General features: G+C 57.8%; 7 protein-coding genes and 1 pseudogene. 6 read left to right on the top strand and 2 right to left on the bottom strand.

Translation table 11 applies throughout. From position 1 onward, the window contains the following. Together BGIM_RS0136560 and BGIM_RS0136555 are read left to right on the top strand one after the other, a co-directional pair. The coding region (locus BGIM_RS0136560; RefSeq protein WP_029631332.1) for a transposase at window positions 1–420 on the top strand (420 nt) is incomplete at its 5' end. Between the two features lie 31 nt (window positions 421–451). Continuing rightward, window positions 452–2,107, top strand: coding sequence for a coiled-coil domain-containing protein (locus tag BGIM_RS0136555; protein WP_020474594.1), 1,656 nt, complete (start codon window positions 452–454; stop codon window positions 2,105–2,107). Between the two features lie 1,339 nt (window positions 2,108–3,446). On the opposite strand, the gene BGIM_RS0136535 is transcribed toward BGIM_RS0136555, so the two are convergent. Next, window positions 3,447–3,698 (bottom strand): hypothetical protein, encoded by a 252-nt coding sequence (locus BGIM_RS0136535; RefSeq protein WP_020474590.1) that lies wholly within the window; start codon window positions 3,696–3,698, stop codon window positions 3,447–3,449. A gap of 420 nt (window positions 3,699–4,118) precedes the next feature. Between BGIM_RS0136535 and BGIM_RS0136530 the strand changes: the two genes are divergently transcribed. Next, window positions 4,119–4,397 (top strand): helix-turn-helix domain-containing protein, encoded by a 279-nt coding sequence (locus BGIM_RS0136530; protein ID WP_020474589.1) that lies wholly within the window; start codon window positions 4,119–4,121, stop codon window positions 4,395–4,397. 96 nt (window positions 4,398–4,493) lie between these two features. Further along, window positions 4,494–5,702 carry a tyrosine-type recombinase/integrase gene (locus tag BGIM_RS0136520; protein WP_157369684.1) on the top strand — a complete coding sequence of 403 codons (1,209 nt, stop codon included), beginning with the start codon at window positions 4,494–4,496 and terminating at the stop codon, window positions 5,700–5,702. 410 nt (window positions 5,703–6,112) lie between these two features. On the opposite strand, the gene BGIM_RS54290 is transcribed toward BGIM_RS0136520, so the two are convergent. Beyond that, window positions 6,113–9,814: an AAA family ATPase gene (locus BGIM_RS54290; RefSeq protein ID WP_020474586.1), complete on the bottom strand. Its 3,702-nt coding sequence runs from the start codon at window positions 9,812–9,814 to the stop codon at window positions 6,113–6,115. Window positions 9,815–10,405: 591 nt separating this feature from the next. Between BGIM_RS54290 and BGIM_RS54285 the strand changes: the two genes are divergently transcribed. Then, complete coding sequence (locus BGIM_RS54285) at window positions 10,406–11,308, top strand: STM4504/CBY_0614 family protein (RefSeq protein ID WP_157369683.1); 903 nt, start codon at window positions 10,406–10,408, stop codon at window positions 11,306–11,308. A 12-nt stretch (window positions 11,309–11,320) separates the two neighbouring features. Continuing rightward, a pseudogene (locus BGIM_RS65175) lies at window positions 11,321–11,627 on the top strand (IS256 family transposase); the annotation flags it as partial.

Here is an 11,627-nt window from a genome sequence, read left to right as displayed (position 1 = left end):
ATCCAGAAAATCCTGATGTCCAACCGCACGGATTTCCGGACGGCCGAACTGGTCGAACTTTATGATTTGCGCTGGCAGATCGAACTGTTCTTCAAGGAGTTGAAAAGCACATTGGGCTTCGCCCAATGCCGCCTGCGCCGGTTCGAGGCGACGGAGGGATGGCTGGAGCTGGTCCTGGTGACGTTCCTGTGGCTGGAGTGGCATCGGGCGAGGCAACTGGCCAAGTCCGGCCTGACGACGAAGCAGAAAGAGCGCTGGCGACACCAGCGAACCCACGGCCTCTGCCTGGCGGTCCGCCGCCACAGCGAACAGGCCGACTTGGAATACCTGGCCCGCGCCATGCAAACACCCGGCGGAATCCGGCGTTTGCGACGAAAACTCCGGCAGGCCATCCCGGCCGAGTTTCGCACCGCCGGATAAAAAGCGCAACTTCAAAAGGCGCGAGCAGGGGATGAAGACAAAGGCCATCGTCAACGGCGAGATAATTAACCGTGACGACCTTCATCAGTTGTTTTTGAACCGCCTCGGCATCACGCCCTTCCGATTTCCGCAGGGTAACCCCTACGACTCGCGTGCATGGCCGACCCTCGGTTGGCGAGGGTTGGTTCGCCACCTGTATCGACGTCAAAAGATGTGGGCCGACTTGGCGGACCAGCAGTACGAAAGCGAACAGCACGCTTGTCTGGCCCAGTTCCTCGGAATCGGGGAGCGGCTTTTCTCCGGACAGTACGCGGAACTTGTTCAGAAACAGAATCGTATCCGAACACTTGAATTTGATCGGGACCAATTTTTATCCACACTCGACAAAGTGACGCGAGAGATTGTTGATGTCAAAGAACTAGGTGTCGCTGTTACCTCGCAATCCCTCGAAGACGCCGTCACCCGTCTCCAATCAGAGATCGAAAACAAGACGAATCGTCGTCGCGAGCTTCTTGAAGACGCCGTCAAAAATGTCGAGTTGACGACACCGCCGAAAGTTGAATCGTCCGTGGAGCGCCTCGGCGCTGACCTCGGGAAGATCCGCGAGCAGCAAGAACAGGTGCAGGCAAGCCTGCGTAGAACGGAAGATCGACTCCGAGAGTTGAACCAGCAACAACTTCTCTTAAACGAGGAGCTAGGCCGCCTCGCACGTGCCGAGACAGCCACTCGACTGTTTCCGAAGCTCAAAATTACGCACTGCCCTGCCTGCGACCAGGCAATCAACCAACCGGATACTCCACCAGATAACTGCTTCCTTTGCACCCGTCCACAACCCCCGTCCGGTAATAGCAATGAGTTCGCTCGCCGGGCCGAATTCGAGAAACAACAGATTGCCGGAGAGTTGACCGAGACACGTCAACTCATCTTGGATCTCACGAAGGAATCAACCGCTCAGAAAGCAGGTCTGATTTCACTCACCGCACAAGCGAGACGTATTGAAATTGACCTTCGACCCGTGCGCATTGCCGTGGCAGCGGTCGTGTCGCCCGAGGTTACTCTCATCGACGTTGAATCCGGCCGGCTTCAAGAACGGTTAAGCCAGCTCGAACGGATTCGAGGCACACTCGCAAAAAGAGAATCCCTGACTGAACAAATCAATTCAATTCAAAAAGAGGTGACAGAACTGGAGAGGCAGGTTAAGGAGTTCAAAGCTGATGTTGATTTCGACGGCGCCAACCAATTGATGGAAAACGGATTCAAGACGTACCTTAACCGGATCGTGGAAACGCACCCAACGAGTTGGACGCAGACACTCCCGATTAAGGTGTCCATTCGAGAGCGGGAGTTCAGTATCAAAGTCGGAAAGTCGAACTGGCGCACGAAGCTGGGCGGGACGCAAACGCTGATTTTCCTTTTGGCTTACCATTACGCGCTGATGGCGCTGACCAAAGTGGATGGCTGCCATTATCCTGGTTTCGCGGTTCTCGACTTCCAAGCCAAGCTCGACGACGGCACAACAGGCATCGGGAAGGACCAAGAGAACTTCGTGGTAACTCCGTTCATTCGTCTCCTGGCTCAGGAAGGGATGGAGAATGCTCAACTGATCGTGGCCGGAAACGCATTTGAAGGTCTCGAAGGCGCACACCGCATACAACTGACCCACATCTGGATCGAGACCGAGATGTAGTCCTGAAAGGGATTTCCTGTCTGTTACAGCCTGCGTGCCCAACAATAACATCTCCAGATTTTATGGCCCGGCGGATGCCCCGTCGATGTGGATGCTCTTTCAGGAACCCGCGATGATCAACGCGGACAAGCAGGAATATTGGACCGAGCCTCGCGCGCTTCGCTGCGGAAAACCCCGCGAAACGGCCCTTCCGGGTCATCCAATTCCTCCATCAACTTCCGCATCGCCTCGGAGAAGCAGAGGCAATGCGTTCGGCAGTGGGAGCATTCCCAGCAGGTGATGATGACGCAGTAACACATTTCGGCCCTGGTAATACGGCAGCAAACTCAATTGTAAGTCATGGGTAGGGTCCCTACTTTCCCGCTGATTAGAGCGAGAATTCCCGCCCCACGCGTTGTCAGCGAGGGGAAAACCGGAATTTTTCCCTTCTAACGCGAGCGCCGAGGGGCGTGTCATCCTTGCAGTAGGCAGATCACATGCATGTCACCATCCTGAGAAAACGGTGCCGGCTTCGGTTTACTTGGTTGAAGCGATAGAACGGGGGAGTGCAATGCCCCGGACATTCCGAAAAAGGAGATCCGCATCTGCACAGGAATCGGTGAGAAGAAACCCTCGGAGTCCTTATCCACGAAGTGCTCCACGCGGCAGACCGGCGCAAGGATGAGACGTGAGTCGAGCGAGTTGCCCGTGTCCTCTCGCGGATGTTCTGGCAGCTCGACTACCGCTGAGAAGACGTGGACAACGACCTCCCTGAGTAGGAACGTCTTCCGGGTGGACATCCTGTTAAACGCCAATTCCTCACGGGAACATTTTGGTCTTTTGACCAGCAAGCAGCACGGGTGGACATCTCGCATTGCGACTGGAAATTCGTGAAAAAGCCCCCCAATGAAGCCGTCAAACGGTACGCATTCATCGCGAGTTCCGGCGACACTGTCGACCTGATGGACAGGAAACACGACTCCCGAAGAGTGAAACGCGGCGTCGAGAGCGAGCACACCCAAGAACAGAAGTCCGCGATTTTCTAAGTCCAGTCGATTTTTTCGACGATCATGGGCCAAACAGAACCGCAAAATAAATTTGACACTACATTTGCTCCTCATGAACATCAGGGAAGGGGAGCAACTCGAGGAACTGAATCAACCTCCTGTCAACGTCGACAACTCCGGCGGCAACTGATCCGGACTTCCGACATCCGCGTCTTTCATCGCACGCTCGCCGTTTTTGGAATTTGACCGGGGACGCCCGGCCGCCGAGATCGCGTGGATGTTCGGTTCAACCAAGCAGAACGTGTGCAACCTCGGATTGATGCTCACACTCATGCTTTCGATCTTGAGTCTCTTCAGAGGAAGAGGGCCGAGGCCGTCCCCGTTTGCTCGACGAAGAACAGCAACACTGGCTTGAGGCGATTCTCGCCGCCGCCCTCAAGACCTTGGCTGGCCTCATGAGAGCTGGACGGTGCCTCTGCCGGCTGAGGTTTTTGGAAATCATTATCGGCCGGAGGGTGTCTGCGATATCTTCTCAACAAAGTTATCTGCGCCGACAGCCCTTCAAAAGCTAAGAAGATTTTTGAATGAGATGTGAAATAGGCCACGCCTGCTTTTCCTAAAAATCACCTTAGTACTTTCACTTCTAATAACAACGATGGAATAACAATCTTTTGAATAATCTCATGAGCTGCCTCGTCGCGAAAATACTTATGGGGATTATTTTTTAACCTGTTTTGGGAACTCGAAGCTTTGGAATATTAGAAAAAAATATTTGGAAAAATTATGCGATATAAATACACCCGAACGGGGGTAAAAGTTGGTTAATTTTACCCCCGTTCGGGTGTAAAAATTAGACTTTTATTACACCCGTTCGGGGGTATTGTGAATGTTTCTCATTCCGCAATTAATTTGAATTTAATTGTGAATTCTCATTTCGACTATCCCTTCATCACGGGTCGGCGTGCCTTCCCGTGCCGTCCGCCGACCGGCCTTGTGTCTGCCGCCCGCTATTTGCTCGCCGACCCATGGATGAAGCAAACTACTGTTCGCCGGCCGAATTCGCCCAACTATGCGGACTGTCTTTGGTGACCATTCGTCGCTTGATGCGAAGCGGTCGCCTTCCCTCCGTGCAACCCGGCGGTCCTCGGCATCGCATTTTGATTCCCTGCGACGCCCTTGATCGGTTGCTGCCGGCAACCGGGCGCGTTGTTCATCCGGAAAAACTCGCCTCCGGAACCATCACCGACCCGCCCAAACGTCTCTCCGGCCCCTTGCCGAAGTGGCTCCGGGAGAAGCCCTGTTGATGAACGACTTGGTCTCGATCCGAGCCGTTCCGCTTTTTGACAATCCCGCCATTGGCGGGAACAAACTGATCACCAACATCTATCAGGAGAAATCTCATGTCTCGACCACGGAAGAATGAACAGATTACCTGCCGGTATTTCACTTGGATGTTGAGCCGTCGAAACGGAGTCTGGCGGGCCGACGGGCGGTCCAACAAGATCGATTTGGGAAGACAATCCCTCAACACCAGGGACCGGGACGAGGCTCTGCGACAATTGGCGCAACTTGACCTGCGAATGGCAGTCCGACATGGCCTGGCGGATGCCGGAGCCCTGCAAAGTTCCGAGGCCGGCGTGCTGACCCTGGCCGAGGGACGGAAGCTTTACGAAGCCCATGCCTCCCGCACTGCGGTTGCGGGAGGAACCCGACACTCCACGCAAAAACGCTATCGGGCGGTGTTCGACAAATTTCTCGCCTTCGCGCAGAACAGAGGCTTGGTGAGTTGGAACCAAGTGAAAGCAAACACAATCCTCGATTATTTGGAACACTTGGAAGATCGGGAATACGCGGCCAGAACTTTGTACCTGGAGGCGACGACCCTCAAGCAGGCCGTTTCCTGGCTGGTCAAGGAGAAACATCTACCTTCCGATGCCTTGATCGTCCTGCCACTGGCGAAAATTCAGGGATCTGACACTCATTGCTGGCGAACGGAAGAGGTGCGGGCCATCCTTGCCCATTGCCGGGAAACGCCCGGTTTGCAATGGTTGCACCGGACGCTGACGGCGTTGACGTACACGGGATTGCGCATCTCGGAATTGATTAGTTTGCGGTGGGGGGACATTGATTTGGAGAAGGGAATGATCAGTCTGGTTGATGAAAGCTCCTCGCGCCGCTCTCGCGATCCCAAGACGGCCCGGACGCTCAAAAGTGGCATGGGGCGGTCGTTTCCGATCCACGAGGAGCTTCGGGCCGTGCTCGCGACGTTATCCCGGCATGCGGATGGTTATGTGTTTCACGGATCGGCGGGCGGCCGGTTGAAGGCCGATCGCGTCCGCCGTGCCCTGATCCGGGATGTGCTGACCCCCTTGGCCGAGCGGTTTCCGACGCCGGAGGGTGAAACGGGCTTTGCCCATGGCCGGTTGCATTCGTTCCGGCATTTCTTCTGTTCGTTCTGCGCCACGAGCAAGGTGCCACAGCAGGTGGTGATGTGGTGGCTGGGGCATCGCGATTCCAAAATGGTTGCCCATTACTTCACCCTGCATGATGAGGAAGCCAAGCGGCAGATGAGGCGTTTGGATTTGTCGGATGACGCCGGCGGTGCGTGACCGTCGGCGGGTTGATGGTCTGATAGTTTGATGTTCTGGCGTCGGGATTGAGAACGATGATCACGAAATGGATGAAATGATTGGCACAGTCTTGGCACAGTGGACTGTGCCAATGAAAACGGCTCACCCTAAGTACTGTGTTTTAAGCAGTTTAGGGTGAGCCGATTTTTGAAGGCGGAGAGGGGGGGATTCGAACCCCCGGTGAGATTTCTCCCACACAGCATTTCCAGTGGTGTGCATGAGATGGTCGGACCTCCGAAAAACCGCTCAAAAACCCCGTATTTTATAGCGTTTTTGGAGTAGCGGTTTTGTAAACCGGACGCTTGGGCGGTTTTTGTAAACCATTCTGTAAACCGGAGGGAAGGCGAATGGTGCGGCATTTTGTAAACCGGGTTTCTCTAAATCCGCATTCATCCAACCGACCGCGGAGCGACGGGCACGGCCGGAACCAAAATCCTTTCTTTGATTTCCTGAAATATGGGCAGCCCGACCCCTTCGGCAACCTCCAACGACACCGCCAAACCGTAAGGAATTGCGTCGGTCATTTTGCCGGCGTCGGCCTTGCAGCTCACCCGAATCCTAATTTGATTCTCGCCCCCGTAGACCGAGGCATTTTCGCCCTCCCATACCCGGTGTTGCACGGTGCCCCGCTGTGAGGATTTTTCGTCCAGTCCCATCTTCGTAACCAGCAGCAGTTCCTTGCCCTCGCGCGGTGTTTTCTTTTTCGTTGACTTGTCGTTTGGATCGGCGAGTTCAACGTCATCGTAACCGAGGTCGGTCCAGAGGAGGGCTTGTCGGTAATTTCGGTGCCGGGGGTTGATCGGGGTGAACCACGCAAGAGTGACAGTCAGCCGCCGCCACTGTTTTTTTCCTTCGAGCGACGCGGGCAGGGGCAGCGAATACAGGTGGCTCTTGCCGTCCGGGAGAGAATCCCATGCCAGTATGGTCGCCCGCTCGTCCGTGCAGAACTGCGCCTTGCGGGAGTCCACTTTTCCGCATCCGATGAAGCGGTTCAAAATCCGTTGGACCTTTTGCCAGTCGCGGTGTCCGTCGGCCCCCTGAAGTTCGGCCGGCGGGATGGCGCTCTCAATCAGGGCCGCCTCCTTGCCCCATGCCGCGCCGTGCACCAATAGTGCCTTCAGCAGGACGGGCAAGTGTGCGTCGGTAAGCGCCTTCCAACCGGCTTGGCGATACTGCTGGATCCGTTCGTAAATTAGGCCGACCGAGTGGGTGGCCAGCGCGGTCGCGTCGCTGGTGCCGCGGCTGAAGTAAGTCCGGTCGAGCTCCATGGGGCTGGCTCCCGGGGCGGCGACCTTGAGGCCCGGGGCATGGTTTCCCGGAACCATCACGAACTTGGCCGGCTCTGCGGTCGGTGTGATCGGGCCGCGGTAAAGCTGTCGCCCCGCCGGGAAAAACACCTCCGGTTTGACGCCCTGGTCGAACCCGGCGGCCACCGTTCCGAATGGGCTCGGGAGGGAACTGCCTTTGAACAGGTCAACGTGCGGAGTAACAGTGTCGGGGCAGCCGTCCTCGTGCCACCCGCCGACGGTGACTGCATTGAGGGACTCGGCGGGGGAGTAGGGGCGGCGGTACGCCTGGTCCGCCCGCATCGCCAACAGCACTTGCTTGGTCAACTCGTCCGCCGACAGTCCTTTCCATCCGCTGCACGGGGTGGAGATGGTGATGTCGCGGTTTTGATTGCCGGCACTGATCAGGAATAACACCCGGTATTTCCACGCGAGCCAATCGAGCAACCGGGCCAGCGGGCTGCACTGCCGGTCGAACGGCTGCCACGGGTTTCCGAAGGACAGGTTGACCACCCTGACGGTGGGGGCCGCCGGCGGCTCGCCGCCCTCGGACTCGAACATGCGGCGAATGGCGCGGTGGAAGAGGTCGATAAGCAGAACGTCGTCCGGCGTCCCCTCGGCGCGATACTGGCCGTCAAAGTCGAGGACGGGCGCGAGGATCGGCCGGACGTACAATTGTTGCGTGAGCGGCGTGTCGGCCGCGCTCAAGTCGCCGTGCAGGACGAGAGAGCACATTGCCGTCCCGTGCTTCTGGTGCGCCGGCTGGTAGCGGGTTGAAAAGCCGTCCGGGTCGTCGATGCGGACCCGGCCCTGGAGGTGCGTGTGGTTGGCCAGCGGCAGCCCGTCCAGGACCGCGATGACCGGCTGGGCGGCCGTCGGGGCGGGAGGCGGGGGAGCCGGGGAGGCGTCCTTCGCTTCCTCACCCAAAGGAAACATACTTTGCGCCCGCGGGCGGAAGAACATGACTTCATCACACCGCAGTAGGTCCGTATACTCTTCGGCCCGGATTTTTTCGACGGTCTGCCGGACGACCGGGGCTGGAAGTTCGACGAGCACCCCGTGGTAAGCGATGCGGGGAAGGGCGCACTGGCTGACGCAACGGCCGCCGGCCTCCGTGACGAGGGCGGCGAGTCGGGCGTAACCATTCGCGCGGAGGGCCGGATTGGCGCGACACCACATCTCGACTTCAAATTTTACCGGGGCCCGCTTGATGCCCGGACGTTCCTCGGCGAAACGCAAGTCGTCTTCCCAGGCAGAGAGAATTCCGGTTTCTTGTATCCGGTCAGCCGGACCCCACCGCCGTATGTCTTTCAGGTGCGCGAAGACGTCTTTGAATGGTCCGACGCCGTTGGCGGCCGTCTGGCCGGGATTGTCGACCCAGTGGCGCCAGAGGGCCAGAAGACGGCGCGTGGCGGCCAAATTACTCATTAGCGCGTAGAGGCGCGCTGTCAGCGGTTTGCCGGGGTCTCCGTCGACAAAAAACTCCTCGTCGCCGGGCTGGTCGCCGAGGTCCAATTCGGCCACCCACTCCATGCCCTTGATCCGGGAGGCGGCCACGGCGAATTCCTTCGCCGAGTCGCCGAGGGTTTCGAAGACGATGACTCGTTCCGGCTCGAAGCCGTCGACGGAGTTCTGGAGGTCGTCGAACGCGGAGACGATTCCCTGAAACTTGTCGTCTAGGCGGTCTTTTTGCCGGGAAGCGGACGGCGTGACGACGCGGCCTCCGAAGCCGGAAAGGTTTCCCTTTTTCTCCGGCGTCGCCTTGGGGAACAATAGAAACGGGTGGGTCGTCATGGGGGGGGGGGGGGGGGGTTTTGGGGGGGGGGGGTGGAACCTTCCCTGCCATTGGGAGACACACTGAGCAACGATTTTTTTCAGAGATCCATCCGGGGCCGTCAGGACGTAGCGCCGGAACACGTCCGCCACGAACTCGTCGAGTTCTGCGAAACTCATTCCCGAGAGTTTATCCGCCAACCCTTTTAGCGACGTGTCGAACGAGAGCTTGGTTCGTGTTTCGGCGCGCCGCAGGAATTCTTCCGCCTGGGCCTGCGACGGTCCGGGCAGTTCCATCCGGATCTGAAAGCGGCGCCACACCGCGCGGTCCAGCAACTCGGGGTGGTTGGTGGCCGTCACCACCACGACGTGCGGCGGCAAGTCGTCGATCTGGAGCAGTAGCGAACTGACAACCCTCTTGATCTCGCCTGTCTCATGTTCGTCCCCTCGCTCCTTCCCGACCGTGTCAAATTCGTCGAAAAACAGGACGCAGGACCGCGTCCGGGCGTAATCAAACAGCCTTTTAATCCGGGAGGCGGTCTCGCCCAAGTAACTCCCGATCAGGCCTTCATAACGCGCAACGATGAGCGGGGCCATCAATGCGTTGGCCAGCCCCTCGGCAAGCGATGTCTTTCCGTTTCCCGGTGCTCCTGCGAGCAATACGCGGTTTCTGGGCGTCAGATTGAAAGAGCGCAGGAGGTCGGCACGGAGATGCTCCTCGACGAGTTCGGCGCAGGTCTGAGCCACTCCCGCGGGCAAGATCAATTCTTCGTACCCCCGCCGTGGGGTGCGCTCCGACCACAATTCACTGACCTTGCCCACGGAACCCAGAGCGCCATTCAGCGAGCCATTTTGATGATGCGGCTGGGCGGTCGGTGCGGCGCGTAGGAAGTGTTCCAGCCGGTCGGCCAACACCTCGTGCTTCTTGCCGCGCTCCTCGGCGACGATGGCCTCTACCGTCTTGCGAAAAAGCGTATTGTCTCCGGACGATCCGGCTTTAACCAAGGCCAGCAGTAGATCGGACCGGGCCATTACGCGAAACTTTCCTGGTGGTCAGGGCGAAACAATCAAACACTTCGGTCATCTCGGTTGGGAAGGATTTTTGAATGCCGATTCCCCTTCATCGTACTTAGTGAGAAGACAAAACTCAAGGTCGGAAGTCGTTGCCTCACATAATCTTAAGTGCCTAAAATGGCTGGCACAGTGCAGGCGGAACGTCTGTCTGGACACCGGGTTATGCCTTCCCGCCGGATTGAGCTATAAGGAGTTTCATGATTCCTGTCGAGGTCTGCCGTGCATGTCCCTGAAATCAGGTTCTCGCCGTCAGTCGTCGGAGCCTGCCATCGCGGGGATTTACCGTCGAAAGACGCTCCCCCACGTGATGAATGCGGAGAGTGATGACGGTCTCCCCTTTTCACCAGATGCGAGAGGAGACGCGAAGCGTTTGGGTTGGGTATTTCCGCTTGGCGCGGCCCTACATGTGACTTCCTGCCGAATCCCCCCAATTGGATGAAAATTGCGAACCTGTGCTTCCCGCTGACGCACATTATAATATTTGCAAATATGTTTTTTCTGCCGCTTCCTTTGGAGGCTTTGGCGGGTTTGCTTCAGAAAGGTGACGGCATGGGGATCGTTGATTTGTTTTCGCAACGTCAGCAGATGCGCGCGGGCGACGCCAACGAGGTGTTCCAGTACACAAAGCTTCCTCATCAGTTCCGCGTTCAAGTCATTCACATCTGGGTGGATGCCATCGGTCAATGGAATCGCCGGAGCGGAACAGGCCGCCACTACAACGCCAACGGCGCCTGGGACTTCATCAACCACACGATGCTGAAGGAAAAGGGCGTGTTCACGTTGTCAAAAAACGCGGGCAACCCGTTTGACGCCTGCCAGCATTATGTCCAGCAGTCGCTCACCGAAGACGCGCTCGACCTGATCGAACTTACATTCAGGTGGATTGACCGGGTGGTTCGAAAACTTCAGGACTGGCAGTTAGAGGAAGAGCGACTCACCCCGCCGGACGGGGCCATTGATGAGCTCAACGGCCGGTTCCGAAGCCACGGCATTGGTTACAAGTACGTTGGGGAGAAAATCGTCCGGGTGGATTCGGAATACGTCCATGTGGAGGCAATGCTCCCCGTCGTCCGGCTTCTTCAGAATGGCGGCGAGCATTTCACCGGGCCGATGGAAGAATTCATGGACGGGCACGCGAAATACAAGAAGGGGGAAGTCAAGGAGGCGATTGTCTCGGCTTGCAAAGCGCTGGAGAGCACGATCAAGGCAATCTGCACCGCAAGGGGCTGGGAGTTTGACCCGCACAAGGACACGGCCAGCAAGCTCCTCCAAATCGTTTTCGAGCGGCACCTGATCCCGGACTACTTGCAGTCGCAGTTCACGGCGCTCAAGTCTGTGATGGAATCCGGCGTGCCAACGGTGCGAAACAAGACCTCCGGGCATGGCCAGGGGGCTTGTAAGGAATCTTGTGTCAGGGGAGTGGAACGGGTATTACCCATCCTCTTTCTTTGACGGAGATTACGCATGGACGCGATCTTGAAATCCCAAGCCGAGCAACTGGCGCGGGACATGGCCGCGCAGGCCACGACGATTGACGACCTCAACGCCCTGATGCGGACGATGATGAAGTCGGCCCTCGAACGGATGCTCAACACCGAGATGGATGTTCATCTCGGACGCCGGCCACCCCCGGCGTTGGCGGCCGGTCCCGTCGAACCCGCCGCTGTTCCCGACGATGCCAAACCGGCGGCCAAAAATCGTCGCAACGGACATTCCCGCAAGACGGTCGGCGGTGATATGGGGGAGTTCACGCTCCAGACCCCGCGTGACC

It is taken from the genome of Zavarzinella formosa DSM 19928, assembly GCF_000255705.1.
GTDB classification, from domain to species: Bacteria; Planctomycetota; Planctomycetia; order Gemmatales; family Gemmataceae; genus Zavarzinella; species Zavarzinella formosa.
The sequence above is the reverse complement of the archived record's forward strand: the minus strand, read 5'-3'. Positions and strand labels throughout refer to the sequence as shown.